Origin of the sequence: Magnetovibrio sp. (assembly GCF_036568125.1) — a bacterium.
Lineage (GTDB): Bacteria > Pseudomonadota > Alphaproteobacteria > Rhodospirillales > Magnetovibrionaceae > Magnetovibrio.
In genome coordinates this window covers 88,153-103,532 of record NZ_DATCTF010000013.1, presented here as the reverse complement: position 1 = coordinate 103,532, position 15,380 = coordinate 88,153, and the positions used below count along the sequence as shown (strand labels likewise).

Annotated in this window: 19 protein-coding genes; 8 read left to right on the top strand and 11 right to left on the bottom strand. The window is 57.9% G+C overall.

Annotated elements, in window-relative coordinates:
• The first annotated feature begins 3 nt into the window (after positions 1–3).
• The 3 genes from VIN96_RS11125 (at position 4) to VIN96_RS11115 (ending at position 2,506) form a co-directional block, all read left to right on the top strand.
• Complete coding sequence (locus VIN96_RS11125; RefSeq protein WP_331896225.1) at positions 4–1,431, top strand: glutamate synthase subunit beta; 1,428 nt, start codon at positions 4–6, stop codon at positions 1,429–1,431.
• A gap of 577 nt (positions 1,432–2,008) precedes the next feature.
• The gene (locus VIN96_RS11120; protein ID WP_331896224.1) at positions 2,009–2,200 is read left to right on the top strand and encodes a hypothetical protein; all 192 of its coding nucleotides are present in this window, start codon (positions 2,009–2,011) and stop codon (positions 2,198–2,200) included.
• Between the two features lie 69 nt (positions 2,201–2,269).
• Entirely contained in the window at positions 2,270–2,506 is a 237-nt protein-coding gene (locus tag VIN96_RS11115) for a DUF1178 family protein (protein WP_331896223.1), read from the top strand.
• A gap of 73 nt (positions 2,507–2,579) precedes the next feature.
• Here VIN96_RS11115 and VIN96_RS11110 read toward each other — a convergent pair whose 3' ends face one another.
• Together VIN96_RS11110 and VIN96_RS11105 are read right to left on the bottom strand one after the other, a co-directional pair.
• Complete coding sequence (locus VIN96_RS11110) at positions 2,580–2,906, bottom strand: hypothetical protein (RefSeq protein WP_331896222.1); 327 nt, start codon at positions 2,904–2,906, stop codon at positions 2,580–2,582.
• A 76-nt stretch (positions 2,907–2,982) separates the two neighbouring features.
• A complete protein-coding gene (locus VIN96_RS11105) occupies positions 2,983–3,561 on the bottom strand; it encodes a DUF924 family protein (RefSeq protein WP_331896221.1) in 579 nt (192 codons plus the stop codon).
• Positions 3,562–3,754: 193 nt separating this feature from the next.
• On the opposite strand from VIN96_RS11105, the gene VIN96_RS11100 reads away from it, so the two are divergent.
• Positions 3,755–5,227 carry a TrkH family potassium uptake protein gene (locus VIN96_RS11100; protein ID WP_331896220.1) on the top strand — a complete coding sequence of 491 codons (1,473 nt, stop codon included), beginning with the start codon at positions 3,755–3,757 and terminating at the stop codon, positions 5,225–5,227.
• 3 nt (positions 5,228–5,230) lie between these two features.
• On the opposite strand, the gene VIN96_RS11095 is transcribed toward VIN96_RS11100, so the two are convergent.
• Positions 5,231–6,484, bottom strand: coding sequence for a GGDEF domain-containing protein (locus tag VIN96_RS11095; RefSeq protein ID WP_331896219.1), 1,254 nt, complete (start codon positions 6,482–6,484; stop codon positions 5,231–5,233).
• 54 nt (positions 6,485–6,538) lie between these two features.
• Here VIN96_RS11095 and VIN96_RS11090 point away from each other — a divergent pair, with 54 nt between their 5' ends.
• The 3 genes from VIN96_RS11090 to VIN96_RS11080 all read left to right on the top strand — a co-directional run bounded on the left by VIN96_RS11090 (position 6,539) and on the right by VIN96_RS11080 (position 8,540).
• On the top strand, positions 6,539–6,910 hold the full coding sequence (locus VIN96_RS11090; protein ID WP_331896217.1) for a DUF423 domain-containing protein: 372 nt from the start codon (positions 6,539–6,541) through the stop codon (positions 6,908–6,910).
• A 48-nt stretch (positions 6,911–6,958) separates the two neighbouring features.
• Positions 6,959–7,966, top strand: coding sequence for an ion transporter (locus VIN96_RS11085; RefSeq protein WP_331896215.1), 1,008 nt, complete (start codon positions 6,959–6,961; stop codon positions 7,964–7,966).
• Between the two features lie 133 nt (positions 7,967–8,099).
• Positions 8,100–8,540, top strand: coding sequence for a MarR family transcriptional regulator (locus VIN96_RS11080; protein WP_331896213.1), 441 nt, complete (start codon positions 8,100–8,102; stop codon positions 8,538–8,540).
• Between the two features lie 80 nt (positions 8,541–8,620).
• Here the strand turns inward: VIN96_RS11080 and VIN96_RS11075 are convergent, their stop codons facing one another.
• The 8 genes from VIN96_RS11075 to VIN96_RS11040 all read right to left on the bottom strand — a co-directional run bounded on the left by VIN96_RS11075 (position 8,621) and on the right by VIN96_RS11040 (position 14,496).
• Positions 8,621–10,447: a phosphoenolpyruvate carboxykinase (GTP) gene (locus VIN96_RS11075; RefSeq protein WP_331896211.1), complete on the bottom strand. Its 1,827-nt coding sequence runs from the start codon at positions 10,445–10,447 to the stop codon at positions 8,621–8,623.
• Between the two features lie 245 nt (positions 10,448–10,692).
• Entirely contained in the window at positions 10,693–11,082 is a 390-nt protein-coding gene (locus VIN96_RS11070) for a hypothetical protein (RefSeq protein ID WP_331896209.1), read from the bottom strand.
• 117 nt (positions 11,083–11,199) lie between these two features.
• The gene (locus VIN96_RS11065; RefSeq protein ID WP_331896208.1) at positions 11,200–11,949 is read right to left on the bottom strand and encodes a heme iron utilization protein; all 750 of its coding nucleotides are present in this window, start codon (positions 11,947–11,949) and stop codon (positions 11,200–11,202) included.
• Between the two features lie 6 nt (positions 11,950–11,955).
• On the bottom strand, positions 11,956–12,357 hold the full coding sequence (locus VIN96_RS11060; RefSeq protein ID WP_331896206.1) for a CBS domain-containing protein: 402 nt from the start codon (positions 12,355–12,357) through the stop codon (positions 11,956–11,958).
• Complete coding sequence (locus VIN96_RS11055; RefSeq protein WP_331896204.1) at positions 12,354–12,704, bottom strand: P-II family nitrogen regulator; 351 nt, start codon at positions 12,702–12,704, stop codon at positions 12,354–12,356. The genes VIN96_RS11060 and VIN96_RS11055 overlap by 4 nt, the downstream gene beginning before the upstream one ends.
• The gene (locus VIN96_RS11050) at positions 12,701–13,504 is read right to left on the bottom strand and encodes a DUF1538 domain-containing protein (RefSeq protein WP_331896202.1); all 804 of its coding nucleotides are present in this window, start codon (positions 13,502–13,504) and stop codon (positions 12,701–12,703) included. The genes VIN96_RS11055 and VIN96_RS11050 overlap by 4 nt, the downstream gene beginning before the upstream one ends.
• Before the next feature lies 1 nt (position 13,505).
• Positions 13,506–14,249: a DUF1538 domain-containing protein gene (locus VIN96_RS11045; RefSeq protein WP_331896201.1), complete on the bottom strand. Its 744-nt coding sequence runs from the start codon at positions 14,247–14,249 to the stop codon at positions 13,506–13,508.
• Positions 14,250–14,319: 70 nt separating this feature from the next.
• Complete coding sequence (locus VIN96_RS11040) at positions 14,320–14,496, bottom strand: hypothetical protein (protein WP_331896199.1); 177 nt, start codon at positions 14,494–14,496, stop codon at positions 14,320–14,322.
• A 189-nt stretch (positions 14,497–14,685) separates the two neighbouring features.
• Between VIN96_RS11040 and VIN96_RS11035 the strand changes: the two genes are divergently transcribed.
• Positions 14,686–15,369: a response regulator transcription factor gene (locus VIN96_RS11035; RefSeq protein ID WP_331896197.1), complete on the top strand. Its 684-nt coding sequence runs from the start codon at positions 14,686–14,688 to the stop codon at positions 15,367–15,369.
• Positions 15,370–15,380: the final 11 nt, after the last annotated feature.

The window sequence follows — 15,380 nt, the reverse complement described above, 5'->3', positions numbered from 1 at the left end:
ACTATGGGTAAGCCAACCGGATTTCTTGAAATCGATCGCCACGACCGCGCCTACGGCCCGGTCAAGGAACGCCTCGAGCATTACAAAGAGTTCATCATTCCGCTGAAGGAAACCGAACTCAAGGCCCAAGGCGCGCGCTGCATGGATTGCGGCATTCCGTTCTGCCATCAGGGCTGCCCGGTGATGAACATCATTCCCGAGTGGAACGACCTGACGTACCGCGGCGATCTCAAGTCGGCGCTGGACGTGTTGCACTCGACCAACAACTTCCCGGAATTCACTGGCCGCATCTGCCCGGCGCCGTGCGAAGCGTCGTGCACGCTGAACCTCGACGACAAGCCCGTCACCATCAAGACCATCGAATGTTCGATCGTCGACAAGGGCTGGGCCAAAGGCTGGATCCGACCCGTGATCGCCAAGCACCACACCGACAAAAAAGTCGCCGTGGTCGGCGCCGGCCCGGCGGGCATGGCATGTGCGCAACAATTGGCGCGTGCCGGTCACAAGGTGACGTTGTTTGAAAAGAACGCCCATGCGGGCGGTCTGCTGCGTTACGGCATTCCCGACTTCAAGCTCGAAAAATCCATCATCGACCGCCGTCTCGGCCAAATGAAGACCGAAGGCGTCGACTTCCGCCCCAACACTGCGGTCGGCGTGGACGTTTCGGCGAAAGCGCTGATGGACGAATACGACGCCATCGTGCTCAGCGGCGGCTCGGAAAAACCGCGCGACTTGCAGGTGCCGGGACGCGAGTTGAACGGCGTGCATTTCGCCATGGAATTCCTCACCCAGCAGAACCGCCGCAACGCCGGCGAGCCGCTGAAAGTCGACGACATTCTGGCGACCGGCAAGAACGTGCTGGTGATCGGCGGCGGCGATACGGGTTCCGACTGCGTCGGCACCTCGGCGCGCCAAGGCGCGAACTCGATCACGCAGATCGAAATCATGCCCAAGCCGCCCGAGAAGGAAGACAAGCTCACCACCTGGCCCGAATGGCCGCAAAAGCTGCGCACCTCGACCAGCCACGAAGAAGGCTGCGAGCGCGACTGGAACGTTCTGACCAAGGAATTCATCGGCGACGCGGACGGCAACCTCAAGGCCGCCAAATGCGTGCGCGTCGAATGGAAAAACGGCGCGCCGGCCGAAATCGCCGGTTCGGAATTCGAAATCCCCTGCGAACGCGCGTTCCTGGCCATGGGCTTCGTCCATCCGGTCCACGAGGGCATGATCGAAGAGTTGGGCGTCGAAAAAGATCCACGCGGCAATGTCGGTGCCAACACCGACGACTACAAGACCTCCATCGACAAGGTCTTCGCCGCCGGCGACATGCGCCGCGGCCAATCCTTGGTGGTGTGGGCGATCCGCGAAGGCCGCCAAGCGGCACGCGCGGTGGACGAATTCCTCATGGGTTCGACCGAACTGCCGCGCTAAAAGCTAGACAAAGTGTAAAAAAATAAAAGACCGTCCTTAACAGGGCGGTCTTTTATTACGTCACCTACGCGAGCGGAAACATTCCGTGAACACAGAGAAGTTCTTTGGGATTTCTCGAATCTTTGGTATTTATAGATTCGCTGATGGGGATGGAGGTCCATACTCCACCCCGCGCCAGTCCATATGGCGTTTCAGCTTTGCAAAAAGAGCTCGGTGACAGAAAGTCGCCGAGTTTTTTTGTGGAATTTCTAAACCACAAAGCGCGGTGTTTTTCGCGTTGGTACAAACGTACGCAATTTGCGTACGTTTTGACAAGTTCATAATTACGTTTTTCGTAATTTTAAAACGCTAATATCTAGGCCCGACGCGCTGATTATAAATCCGATGCTTAAGCAAGGACGTATTATCCCGATTGATTTCAATGTCGCGTAAAAACTCTCTACAGTTTCCAAAATCAAATTTATTGCATAGAAAAACAAATAGGCCGTTCTTCACAGGACGGCTCTTTGTGCGTCTAAAGAACGTGCGCTGAGTTTTCAGCTGCGTTCACAAAAATGCATGGATGGGGGAGTTCACCATGTCCGAACAAAACAAAGTGCTCATCGGCGAAAATACCCGAGAGCAGATTGCCTACAAATTGCTGGACCGCATTTTCGTCGCCGAGTCCAAACCCTTGAAAGGCGCCAGCCGCGAAGAGATTTTGCGCACCTATATCCAGTGCTACAGCGCCGTGGGCGGCACCTATATCGATTATGAAGACACCGCATAAGCCCCTTTTCATCGCATCGGCACAGGCCTATAACTCTGCAAAACCACCACGTTCAGAGCGGGTCCAAAGATGATCTCCTACACCCTGATTTGCGACAAAGACCATGAGTTCGCCGAACACTTCGACGGCTACGACGATCTCCAGGCTCAGCTGAAGGCAAAAACCCTGAAATGCCCGACCTGCGGTTCGACAAACTTGGTCAAGGGTCTCAGCGCACCCAATGTCGGCGGCCAAGCCGCGCCTCAAATGCCCACCTGCCCCGCTGCCGCCGGTTGCGGTAACGGCGGGTGCGCGATGAAGGGCTGAGCGGCGTTTTCAAACCGAGCACCGAGCCGAACGCAGCCACGGCGGGGCGGCCAGGAGCGCCCGGCCATGCCGGTCAACGCCGCCGCTTCACCGCCGGTTGATTGTGTTCATCGACAGCCCTGTCGGACGCCCCATCCACCCCACTGCCGTTCGCGGCTGTTTCAACACGCAGCTTGAACGCAGCTTTTCGTAGCGCCAGAAACAAGAAAATATCGAATGCCAAGACCAAAGCGAACCCACCCCACACCCATGGATAATCCTCAAAAACTTCCGGCGAGACGAACATCAAAAGCGGAATAATCACGAGGGTCGACAACGCCGCTTTAAGGGGGAGCAAGACATAGTTGGGTATCCCCATAACCCGCCGATTCAAATTATCGGCGTCCTGTTGCTCGGCCATACATCCCTCCATCCTATAGAAGACCTGATGAAGCTTAACAACCTTTCCGAGAATGTCCAAGGGGTGGAAAATGCCCTCAAAAAGACGATCCAGGTTCCGACAGAAAGGCTTTTTCTTCCGGCGTGCTGAGGCGGCCAAGCACCCCATTGCGGTGAGGGAAGCGTCCAAACCGGGCGATGATGACGTGGTGCTTTTGAGCCCATTCGAGGTCCTCGCCGCCGAGCGCGCTGAATAGCTCCAGCGCCCGTTCCTGATCGGCCAGGTTTTCACTGTGTTCAAATGGCAGATAGAGAAACTTGCGCATCACCGGGATCACTTCGCGGTCGAATCCCTTCTCGATGGCCTGTTTGGCGATGTGCAAGGCATGGGCGTCGTTTTCAAAGGCGCGCGCCACGTCGCGGTATACATTGCGCGGAAACTGATCGAGCACCACCACCAACGCCACCGCGCCTTCGGGGCTTTCGGCCATCATATCCAACTGCCCCAGTGCGGCAGCGTCGATCACGCGGGCGAAACGCGTGCGGATTTTCGCGTCGAAAGCCGGATCCTTGGTGAACCACGCGGCGCGATTTTGCCCATAGGCTTCGGAATCGGACTCGCCAAACCAAAACGTTAAAATCGCGTCGATGACGTTGGACATGACCTTGGTCGACATAAGCGGCATCCTCACCTAACATCCTGACGTCCCATATATGGGGACGGTCGACATCGGAATCTAGCGCTGTGCTTCCACCCCACCATACGCATGCCTGATATGTGTTTGGCGCATGCTTATCGTGAAAAAAGCTGCAAAGCATTGGCGCATGGGCGTAATATTCGCCACCGCTCAGCCGTAAAGGATTTTCGCCTTGGAGTTCGAACGCGTGAACCTGTTCGAGACCTTCCGACCTGTCATGTTCATCAACGGCTTGCTGCTGATGGTTCTGGCCATCAGCATGTCGCCGTCGCTGATCGCCGACCTGATCGCCAACAACCCCGACTGGCAGGTGTTCGCCGCCAGCGCGTTGGTAACGTTGATGACGGGCATGTTTTTGGTCTTTTCCCAAGGTGGTGCCGAGCTGGAACTCAACATCAAGCAAGCGTTCATGCTGACCACCACCGGGTGGATCTTGATGGCGGCGTTCGCAGCGCTGCCGTTGCGCTTTTCCAATCTCGACATCGGCGTCACGGATGCGTTTTTCGAGGCCATGTCCGGCCTGACCACAACCGGGTCGACGGTTCTGGCTGGCCTGGATTCCATGCCGCCGGGGATTCTTTTGTGGCGCAGCATTTTGCAGTGGATTGGCGGCATCGGCATCATTGTGATGGCGATCGCTATTTTGCCGTTTTTGCGATCAGGCGGCATGCAGCTTTTTCGCACCGAATCGTCGGACATGTCCGAACGTGTGGTGCCGCGCATCAAACGCATGACCGGCGGGCTGGTCCTGACCTATGCGCTGTTGACGGTTTCGTGCGCAGGGGCGCTGTGGTGGGCGGGCATGAGCCCGCTGGACGCCATCATTCACGCCATGACCACGCTGTCGACCGGCGGTTTTTCCAGCCATGATGCGTCCATCGCCTATTTCGACAGCGCGTTGATCGAATACATCATCTTGGCATTCATGATTTCGGGCTCGATCCCGTTCATCGTCTATCTGAAATTCATGCACGGCGATGCCAGGGCCTTTGCCCGCGATCCGCAAATTCGCGGATTGCTGAGCATTCTCGCCACCATGACCTTGATGCTGACCGTGTGGCTGGTGTTCAAGGACGGTTTCCCCGTGCTCGACGCTTTGCGGCTGTCGTCGTTCAACATCGTTTCGGTGATTTCGACCACCGGGTTCGCCTCGACCGATTACACCTTGTGGGGGCCGTTGCCGCTGGGCGCGTTCTTCCTGATGACGTTCATCGGCGGGTGCACCGGATCGACCAGCGGCGGCATCAAGATTTTGCGCTTTCAGGTCTTGCGCATGGTGTTTTCCAATTATGTCTGGCGATTGATTTACCCCCACGGCGTGCGCGCGAACAGCTTTGGCGACAGCCCTATCACCACCGATGTCGCGGTGGGCGTTTTGGTGTTCACGCTGACGTTCGTGGTTTTGACCGGGCTGGTGGGATTGGTGCTGACCAGTCTGGGGCTGGATCTCGACACCGCCATGAGCGGCGCGGCCACCGCCGTCGCCAACGTCGGCCCCGGTCTCGGCAGCATCATCGGTCCGACCGGCAACTTCGAACCCCTGCCCGACACCGCCAAATGGGTGCTGGCGTTTTCCATGCTGCTGGGGCGATTGGAATTTTTCACCGTGCTGGTGTTGTTCACGCCCGGTTATTGGCGCAGTTAAAGCCTACTTTGAAACCCGGTTGCGCCCGGCGTCCTTGGCCCGGTACAAAGCCTCATCGGCGCTTTTCAGCGCGTCCTGCGGCGTTTGACCGTCCGTGCGCGCTGCCGCGCCGATGGAAATGGTGACGCTGACGATGTCTTTGGCAGCAGCGCTTTTACGCGGCGGGGATTTCGTTTTCAAATCGCTCGGCTTGTGTTTGGGGCGATCTTCGGCGCGCAGCTTAAAGGATGCTGCGGCAATGGATTTGCGCAGTTTGTCGAGATGGGGGATCGCATCTTCCAGCTCTTTGCGGGCGAACAGCACGGTGAACTCTTCCCCCCCGTAGCGAAAGGCGCGCCCGCCGCCGCTGACCCGCATCATCTGGGCCGCAACCATTTTCAGCACCTGATCGCCGACATCGTGGCCATAGGTGTCGTTGAATTTCTTGAAATGATCGACATCCAACATCGCCACCGTATACGTGCCGCTGAGCGCCGTTAGATCGTGCATCAGCGCGCGCCGTCCGGGCAGGCCCGTCAGCTCGTCGATGAAGGCCAGCCGATAGCTTTCCTGTGCCACCGCCGCCAGCAACACGATCCCTGCCAAGATGAACAACATCGACGACACCGCACCGTTGGCCGCCGCGTGAAGCGCGAGCGCACTGACCGCCACCGCACCGAACAGACCGCCATCGAGCACCCCGCCTTTGAGCACCGCCCGTCCCAGCAGCCCGACGCTTACGGCAGCGAACAGAAACAGAGCCGGCTGGGGCAACAGCGACCAATAATCGAGATCCTTGTCGAACACCCTGACATGCAGCAGATCGTCGGCGAAGGCCCGCGCACTTTCACCCGCATCCCACACCACAACCAGCGCCGCAACCTGAAGGCCGACAAACAGCACCCGGCTGAGCACACCCAGCGACAGCAGCCCGCGATCGGCTTTCACCGCGATCAGCGCAGCATTGATGGGAAACAGCACCGCCACGGCGGCGTAGATGATCGTCAGTTCCGGTTCGCGATCGTAAATTGGCGTGCCCGCGACAAAGGCCTGCACCACCCAATGCGCGCCCGCGATCAAGGCCGCCATCAACACCACGCGGGGGCACTTGAACCAGCCGCCGGCGATCGCAGCAAACAACGCCAGCAAATACGGCGCAAGCACGACCACGGCGCTCAACGACCACGGCACGCGGGGTTGCAACGTCATGACGATCAATCCCGCGCCGAACATCAAGGCCGGGAACACCAGGATCAACAAGGCGTTTCGCAAAGTCATGATTTGGTGGTAAACCCAAACGCTCAAGATACGGTTAAAAACGGGGACGACGACATGAACATCTGGATTTTTCTGGCCGGACTGAACGCGGCCCTGGCTGTCGGTGCAGGCGCTTATGGGTGGCATGCGCTCGGCGATACGCCTGAGATCCGCGACATTTTCATGATGGGCTCGCAGTATCAGATGTGGCATGCGTTGGGCATGATGGGCGTGGGGTTGATGACCTATCGCACCCCGGCAAGGGCCCTGCATGTCGCAGGTGCGTGCTTGCAAACCGGCATCGTGCTGTTTTCCGGCACGCTCTACAGCTTCGGCGGTTTGTCTATGGTGCCGGTCGAAGGCGCTGCGCCGTTCGGCGGCGGGTTGTTGATGCTCGGCTGGCTGATTCTCGCCGTCGTTGGTGGGCGCAAGTTACGGGCGGCGTGAACGCTTTCGTTCTTTGTTGATTAACCTCTTTCGCAGTATCTTTCAGGGATGAACGCGATCGACCAGCAACTGAGCTTGTATCGACGGGCGCGCCTGCGCACGGCGGAGCTCCTGTTCACCACCAACAAAGATGACCAACTTTCCCGCTTTGTCGACATCGGGCTGATCGTTTTGATCACGCTCAACATTCTCGCCGTGGTTCTGGAATCGGTCAAAAGCGTTCATCAAAATGCCGGTGAGTTCTTTTATGCGTTCGAAGTCTTCTCGGTCACGGTCTTCAGCCTTGAATACATCGCACGCGTTTGGTCGGTGATCGACAACCCGTGGCAGCCCGATCTCACCCATCCCATTTCCGGGCGTATCAAATACATGTTCACCTGGATGGCGCTGATTGACTTGCTGGCCATTGCGCCATTTTATCTGAGCTTCTTCGCCGCCGACGATCTGCGCGTGCTGCGTGCGTTGCGCTTACTGCGGATATTCAAGCTAACGCGTTATTCCAGCGCCATGACACTGCTGTTTCAGGTCTTTCGCGAAGAATCGCGCACCATCGGTGCGGCGATGTTCGTTTCCATGTTGTTGGTGTTCGTCGCCTCGACCCTGGCTTTCGTGGTCGAAAACGAGGCTCAGCCCGATAAATTCTCGTCCATTCCCGCAGCCATGTATTGGGCGGTGATCACCATGACCACGGTGGGCTTTGGCGATATCGTACCGATCACCCCATGGGGCAAAGTTCTGGGCGCGTTTATCGGTATCGTCGGCTTGGCCATGGTCGCCCTACCCGCAGGTATCTTGGCGTCGGGCTTTGACAACGCCCTGCACCGCCGGCGCACCATGTTGCAAGAGCGCGTCCAAGACGCCATGAAAGACGGTGTGATTTCACCGCAAGAAGAACAAGAGCTTGAAAAACTAATCCGCCATCTCAACCTCAACACGGTTGACGCCAACGCCATCATTTACGCGGTCAAACACCAGCAAGCCCAAGAAAAGAACGACTGCTGTCCCCATTGTGGCAAACCGCTGCACCAACCGCCCGATCCAAACGTATCCACATAGCGGTGAGAAAAAAATATCCCTCAGTCCCTAGCCAATAGCTGACTATATTGGCTACACTCTATTTTGGCGTATGCATATCGCGCCGATACTCCTTCATCATTTAGACCGCACCGTAACAAAGGACCGTCTCGTCATGTCCCTCGATCGCGACCAATCACCGACCAACGTGATCAACCACCTGTCGCGTTTGGTCACCCAGGCTCTACACGAACAATTGAAGGCCCATGGCGTGGCGCCCGGCCAATTTCCGGTGTTGCTGTGCTTGTGGGAACAAGACGGCCTGACCCAGCGTGAGCTTTATGAACGGGTCAAAATTGAACAGGCGACCATGTCCAACACCCTCAAACGCATGGAACGCGACTGTTTGATCTACCGCGAACCGGACCCGGCGGACCGCCGCGCCATGCGCATTCACCTGACCGGCATGGCCAAAAAGCTCGAAGACAAGCTCACCAAGGGGGCCAAAACCGTCAACAAGTCGATCTTCGACGGCATCAAGAAAAAAGATCGCAAGCATCTGATGGACTTGCTCGGCCACATGATCGAGAATTTGGAAAATACCACGGCTAAATAGGCTGACGTGGTCCCAACATGCAAAAACCGCCGCCCAAGGGTCTCTCGGGCGGCGGTTTGCGTTTGCACGAGTGATGCCGTTTACTTGGGCAACGTCCATACCTCTGGTGCATCGGCAAGGCGTTTGATCTGCGCTTGCCGCTGACGCTCCATCTCTGTGGGCAGTTTGTCGCCAAAGCGACCAAACAGTTCGGCCTGGTCTTCGGCGTCAGCCATCGCACCGGCACGGTCGACTTCCATCAGGTGTTCAAACGTATCCTGGGCGTAGTCGAGGCCATTCCAACTGACATCGCCAAAGGTCGGCATGTGGCCAATGGGGCTCTCGACTGCATTCGCCTTGCCGCCAACCCGTTCGACGATCCACTTGAGAACGCGCATGTTTTGACCGAATCCAGGCCACATGAACTTGCCGTTTTTATCCTTGCGAAACCAATTGACGCGGAAAATCGCCGGCGGGTTTTCCAACTTGGCGCCGAAATCCAGCCAGTGTTGCCAATAATCGCCCATGTTGTAGCCGCAAAACGGCAACATTGCGAACGGATCGCGGCGGATCGCCGCCTGGCCGACCGCCGCGGCGGTAGCTTCCGAACCCATGGTCGCCGCCATATAAACGCCGTGGTTCCAATCGAACGCCTGATAGGCCAGCGGGAAGGTCTTGGACAACCTGCCACCGAAGATAAAGGCCGAGATCGGCACCCCTTTGGGATCTTCCCAGCTGGGATCAATCGATGGACATTGCGAAGCCGGTGCGGTGAAGCGGGCGTTGGGATGCGCGGCGGGATGGCTCATGCCAGGGGTCCAGTCGTTGCCTTTCCAATCGACGGCATGGGCGGGGGGCTCGGACATGTCTTCCCACCACACATCGCCGTCGTCGGTCAGCGCCACGTTGGTATAGATACAGTCCTTGTCCAACGTCTTCATCGCCGAAGGGTTGGATTTGGTGGACGTGCCCGGCGCGACGCCGAAATAGCCGAATTCGGGATTGATGGCGTAAAGACGCCCATCCGCCCCCGGCTTAATCCACGCGATGTCGTCGCCGACCGTCCACACCTTCCAGCCTTCGAAGCCTTCCGGCGGGATCAGCATGGCCAGGTTGGTCTTGCCGCACGCCGACGGGAATGCCGCCGCGACATAGGTTTTTTCGCCCTCGGGGCTCTCCAGGCCGACAATCAACATGTGTTCGGCCAGCCAGCCTTCGTCACGTGCCATTGCGGACGCGATGCGCAACGCAAAACATTTCTTGCCCAGCAGTGCATTGCCGCCGTAGCCCGAACCGAACGACCAGATTTCACGGGTTTCGGGATAATGCACGATGTATTTTTCATCGTTGCACGGCCAGATGTCGTCTTTTTCACCTTCTGCCAAAGGTGCGCCGACAGAGTGCACGCACGGAACAAATTCGCCATCCGCGCCCAAAACATCAAGCACCGGCGCGCCCATGCGCGTCATGATGCGCATGTTCGCCACGGCGTAGGCGCTGTCGGTCAGCTGCACGCCGATGTGCGCGATGGGCGAGCCCAGCGGCCCCATGGAAAACGGCACGACATAAAGTGTGCGGCCCTGCATGCAGCCGTCGAACAGGCCGCTCAAGGTCGCGCGCATTTCAGCCGGATCCATCCAGTTGTTGGTCGGGCCTGCGTCTTCTTCGCGCGTGGAACATATGAACGTGCGATCCTCGACACGCGCCACGTCGGACGGATTGGATCTCGCGAGATAGCTGCCGGGACGTTTTTGATCGTCCAGCTTGATCATTGTTCCCGCTGCGACCATTTCGGCACACAGGCGATCGAATTCTTCCTGAGAGCCATCGCACCAATGAATGGCCGCAGGTTTGGTGAGCGCCGCGATCTCGTCGATCCAGGCGATCAGTTTCGTGTGTGCTGTTGGCGTCTGCGCGCTGTTGAGCATTTCTAAATTAACCTCCGAACGAAAAACAGATACCTCCCCAGGGCCGAATAGGTTAGCGGGTGCAGCGTTCCCGTCAAAAGGTTTTGTGCACTTGCGAAAAGGCCTTGAAACACAACGATTTGCGGCGGCCCGTTGGGCTTGTCCACAGGCACCGTGACACGAAAACGAAAAAAACCACCCCAATGGGGTGGCGAAACCTGTGATTCGCGGGTGGGTTTTCGTTCGATCCCAAAGACCGAGCCGGGCTATTGAATGCTCGGCTTTTGACTTTTACCTGCGGGCGTGGGATCGGCCTTGACCACTCGCACGCGGTAGCGCGACGGGATGGAGCGGTCCAGCTCTTCGAATTGATCCGCCAGCAAGGCGATGCGCTCGCGAATATCGGACAATTCCTTGGTGTGATCGTTGAGACGCTTGTCGAAAAGCACCTGCACTTCGGTATGGCCCTTTGAAATCTTGGTGGTTTTGCCCAACGCTTTGTCCAAATCGCGAATTTCTTCGCGCAAGGACGAAAGGTGTGCACGCAAGAACTTTTCGTTTTGGCCTTCGACCTTCTTAACGATGTCACTGGTCAACCACAACGCCACCAGCGCGATGGCGAAGGCAAGCACGGCAAGAATGGTGGCAAGGGCCATGATAAAAAGCCAATCGAAAATCAATAAAGTTAGGCGAAACTCTTCTGCTCGATACAACTCGAAGCATCGCTCTCAATTGAAGCAAAAAAGCGCCCCGAGGTGTAGAGAGAAATGGTATTAGGCTCGAGTTTTTTTGACCAATGATCGAAAACGCGCCTGCCAACCACGCACATCGCGGGCCGGTGAAGAAAAGTCGATGCGCGTTTGAACGCCTTTTCCCCCCACCACAATCAATCCGTCGGCATCAAGGCCCAAGACCGTCTGCCCACGTCCCGAACGCCCGGTATGATGGGCAAAAACAGCCTGCAAATCGTTGCGTTTTGCGCCGTTCAGCGCCGCAACGATGCGCGCTTGAGCATCCGCCAAGCCATCGGCCGCGCAGAGATATTCGCCACTTTTGGCCCATTTGGCACGGCCGAACCCACCAACGTAGTGAACTTTTTCGATGTGCAGACGCCACAACGAGAAATCGCCGAACCCAGCGTACAGCGAGGCTCCGGGATGGCGCGTCAGGTAGAGAGCGCGCGCCGCATCCGATTCGACACCGACAAGCTGCTCGACCCGCCCCACCAAGGTGCAGCGCGCGCCTTCGAGGGGATTTGCGGTGGTTGTCGGAGCTTCCAGCAACAATGCCGCGCGCGGATCGGCAAGCAAATCCTGGGTGTGGGCGGCCAGCGTCGAAAATAAAAACAATGGTGCGCCGCTCAAATCCGTCGCCACGCCGACCTTGGAAACATAGGGCTGCGCCCCGAAACCGTGCTTAGCGTCCGGCCGGGCGGCGCGGCGATTGGTCGCCAACGCGCCTTTCAGCGCCCCACGCGCAATCAGACGGGCCAGACGGGCGGTTTCGGCGGACGCGCTGCTCACGAGGCCTCATTCATCGATATTGCGCAAAACCATGTCACGTAACGTGACGATTCCAACCGGGGCGCGGTGCTCGTCCACCACCAAACCGCGGCTGAGGCCGAATTGCACCAACAAGCGCACCGCATAACGGATGTTCATGTCCTTGGGCACCGTCAGCACCGGCTTGGACATGATTTCGTAGACGTTGACGCGTTCCGGCGAGCGATTTTCCGCGATCACGTGCTTGGCGATGTCGGAAACGACCACCAACCCGTATTCATCCGACGCGTCGCGGCGTTCCGCAACCAAGGAACTGACCCCCGCGTCGCGCATACGGACCACGGCTTCTTGCACCGTGGCGGTGGCGTCGATGGTTGCGATCGTCGTGGACATGAGGTCCTCGACTTTGACATAGCTTTTTTCGCTCATATCTCTTTCTCAACTTCATCAATCAATGTCGGCAATTGGGTAGACAGACCGACCGCGTCTTCCAGCGCGATCTGACATGCGATTCCGGCGCCGGGTTCTTCGTCAAACTTACCGGCCTTGGCGATGGTTTCCAAGATTTCGCGTGCCTTGGGTTCGGCCACCATCAGCAAGATGATGTCACGTTGTGCGGCGAGGTCCAGGCCCAAAAAAGTCTTTTCCTTTTTCAACCCTTCGCCTTGCGCGCTGGTGATCACCGTGGCCCCCGTCGCCCCGGCTTCTCGCGCGGCATCGATGACCGTTTGCGTAATCTCGTCTTTTACAAGAGCCATAATCATTTTGAGGTTCATGGGTTCGTCTCCTGTTGCCCATTTTGATCTCTCGATTGTCTTCGTCTTTGCAGCCACTGGGCTAAATTCGCGTACGCCAAAACCGCCATGATGGGAAACAGGCTGGCGAACGCGATCAGCCCGAATCCATCCAATATCGGACTGCGGCCGGGTATGGTCGACGCCAACCCCAGTCCCAATGCGGTGACGACCGGAACCGTCACCGTTGATGTGGTCACGCCGCCGCTGTCGTAAGCCAGCGCGACGATGAATTTCGAGGCCCAGATGGTCTGCACCAAGACCACCACATAGCCTGCTATTATATACCAATGCAACGGCGTGCCGCTGACAATACGATACGCCCCCAGCGCCACCCCTACCGCCACCCCGATGGCAACCGCCATGCGCAAGCCGTTGGCGTTGATCGCGCCGCCCGAAATTTGTTCGGCTTTCAACGCCACCGCGATCAAAGACGGTTCTGCCGCCGTGGTGGCGAAGCCGATGGCGGCGGCGAACGCGTATACCCACATATAGTCCGCCCAGTCGACGCGTCCCAAAAGCGCCTCGCCACCCAAAAATTGCGGATCGGTCAGTTGCCGGGCCATGGTTTCGCCGACCGGAAACAGAGCCATTTCCAACCCCACCAAGAACAGCGTCAGGCCAATCAGCACATACAAAAAGCCAACTGCAATACGCTTCGGGTTGGGCGGCACGCTGCGAATCACCACGGCTTGAAAGAACACCAAGATCGCCGCGATGGGCGCGACGTCGAACAACGTCGCCCAGCCGGTGTTGAGAACGTGGTGCGCAAAATCCATCATCTCAGTACACCATCCCGTAAACCATGACGAACATCATCGGCGTCAGGCTGGCGAACGCAATCAAGCCGAAACCGTCGGTCATCGGGTTGCGTCCGCGGATCGACGTCGCCAAGCCCACGCCCAGTGCGGTGACCAACGGAACTGTGATGGTGGATGTCGTCACGCCGCCGCTGTCATAGGCGATACCGACGATTTCCGGCGGGGCGAAAAAGGTCAACGCCACGATGGCGAGATAGCCCGCGATGATAAGCCACTGAATCGGCCAGCCTTTGATGATGCGCAGCACGCCGATGACGATGGCAAAACCCACCGACAGCGCCACCGTCATGCGCAGTCCATAGGCGTAATCGTCCAGGCTTGCTTGATCGTGACCGATCAGCCCGCCCTCGGCGGCCGTGTCGGCGGCTTCTTGGGCCACCGCAATCAGCGCCGGTTCGGCCACCGTGGTGCCGAAACCCAAGGAGAAGGCGAAGGCCATCAACCAGATCAAGCTACCTTTTTTGGCGAACGCCTGGGCCATCGCCTCGCCCAACGGAAACAAGCCCATTTCCAAGCCGCGTACGAAAAACACCAGCCCCAGCACCACCAACAGCGTGCCGACCAGGATTTCCGCCAAATTGGGAAACGGTTCGCGAATAACCACCGCCTGAAAGAAAGCGATCACCACCACAATCGGCAGCAAATCGCGGGCGGCGTCCATGAACAACCGCGCCAAACCCTTGGCGATTTTTACAAATTCATCCACAGCAGCCCAACTCTCCCCCTGGATCCAGGCTTTCAACGCTTTAGCGTCAGCGTCGCCTGTTTGCGGGCCGTCAGAAGGATTGCAAAGAAATGAGCGCCGCGACGATCAGGCTCAAAACGCCAAAGCCGATCAGCACCGGATCGACGACCGGGGCCTGCGCGGCCTTGGCCCGGACGCGAGCCTTTTGGCGATGCGATGCGTTGTGCGCAGCCAGGCGGCGCGTTTTGCTGTCATAAGCGTTTTGCATCGTCGATCTCCAATATCTGTGAGCGCACCTTGAACATGGTGCCCCCGTGACGCCTTGTAAACACTATAATTTTGCCACAAAGCAAAGGTCAATTGGCTTAAGGGTGCAAATGCGTCTTTTTTCGCGCCGGACCTTGCATTTCAGAGTAGAATTTCACGCACCGATCACAGAAAGCGTTCAGGAACCGACATGCCTCAAACGATCGCCCTCGTCGATGACGACCGCAACATCCTCACTTCCGTCTCCATGACATTGGAAGCGGAAGGCTTCGTGGTGATGACCTACAAGGACGGCCAGGAAGCCTTGCGCGAAATGTCGCGCAATCCGCCGGACTTGGCCGTGCTCGACATCAAGATGCCGCGTATGGATGGCATGGAACTGCTGACCGAACTGAAAAAGCGCAACGACCTGCCGGTGATTTTCCTGACCTCCAAGGACGACGAGTTGGACGAAGCCATGGGCCTGCGCATGGGCGCGGACGACTACATCAAAAAACCGTTTTCCCAACGCCTGCTGATCGAACGCATCCGCGCGGTGCTGCGTCGCCGCGAACCGCAAACCGCAACGTCGGAAGTCATCCAGCGCGGCCAGCTGACGCTGGATAGCTCCCGTCACCTGTGCGTGTGGAAAGGCAAGCAGGTGAACTTGACGGTGACCGAGTTTCTGTTGCTGCAAGCCCTGGCGCGCAATCCCGGTCACGTGAAAAGCCGTGACCAACTGATCGACGCGGCGTACGGCGAGCACATTTACGTGGACGATCGCACCATCGACAGCCACATCAAGCGCCTACGCCGCAAATTCCGCGAAGTGGACGATGAGTTCTCCTCGATCGAAACCTTGTACGGTGTTGGCTATCGTTATTCGGGCGAGTGATTTAATCTGCC

Excerpts from the sequence above, each read along its gene's own strand:
- VIN96_RS11125 (WP_331896225.1), top strand. The coding sequence starts at position 4 with ATGGGTAAGCCAACCGGATTTCTTGAAATCGATCGCCACGACCGCGCC.
- VIN96_RS11105 (WP_331896221.1), bottom strand. The coding sequence starts at position 3,561 with ATGTCGACCAAGGTCATGTCCAACGTCATCGACGCGATTTTAACGTTT.
- VIN96_RS11120 (WP_331896224.1), top strand. The coding sequence starts at position 2,009 with ATGTCCGAACAAAACAAAGTGCTCATCGGCGAAAATACCCGAGAGCAG.
- VIN96_RS11050 (WP_331896202.1), bottom strand. The coding sequence starts at position 13,504 with ATGATGGATTTTGCGCACCACGTTCTCAACACCGGCTGGGCGACGTTG.
- VIN96_RS11060 (WP_331896206.1), bottom strand. The coding sequence starts at position 12,357 with ATGAGCGAAAAAAGCTATGTCAAAGTCGAGGACCTCATGTCCACGACG.
- VIN96_RS11035 (WP_331896197.1), top strand. The coding sequence starts at position 14,686 with ATGCCTCAAACGATCGCCCTCGTCGATGACGACCGCAACATCCTCACT.
- VIN96_RS11080 (WP_331896213.1), top strand. The coding sequence starts at position 8,100 with ATGTCCCTCGATCGCGACCAATCACCGACCAACGTGATCAACCACCTG.
- VIN96_RS11070 (WP_331896209.1), bottom strand. The coding sequence starts at position 11,082 with ATGGCCCTTGCCACCATTCTTGCCGTGCTTGCCTTCGCCATCGCGCTG.
- VIN96_RS11095 (WP_331896219.1), bottom strand. The coding sequence starts at position 6,484 with ATGACTTTGCGAAACGCCTTGTTGATCCTGGTGTTCCCGGCCTTGATG.
- VIN96_RS11115 (WP_331896223.1), top strand. The coding sequence starts at position 2,270 with ATGATCTCCTACACCCTGATTTGCGACAAAGACCATGAGTTCGCCGAA.
- VIN96_RS11040 (WP_331896199.1), bottom strand. The coding sequence starts at position 14,496 with ATGCAAAACGCTTATGACAGCAAAACGCGCCGCCTGGCTGCGCACAAC.
- VIN96_RS11090 (WP_331896217.1), top strand. The coding sequence starts at position 6,539 with ATGAACATCTGGATTTTTCTGGCCGGACTGAACGCGGCCCTGGCTGTC.
- VIN96_RS11055 (WP_331896204.1), bottom strand. The coding sequence starts at position 12,704 with ATGAACCTCAAAATGATTATGGCTCTTGTAAAAGACGAGATTACGCAA.
- VIN96_RS11075 (WP_331896211.1), bottom strand. The coding sequence starts at position 10,447 with ATGCTCAACAGCGCGCAGACGCCAACAGCACACACGAAACTGATCGCC.
- VIN96_RS11110 (WP_331896222.1), bottom strand. The coding sequence starts at position 2,906 with ATGGCCGAGCAACAGGACGCCGATAATTTGAATCGGCGGGTTATGGGG.
- VIN96_RS11085 (WP_331896215.1), top strand. The coding sequence starts at position 6,959 with ATGAACGCGATCGACCAGCAACTGAGCTTGTATCGACGGGCGCGCCTG.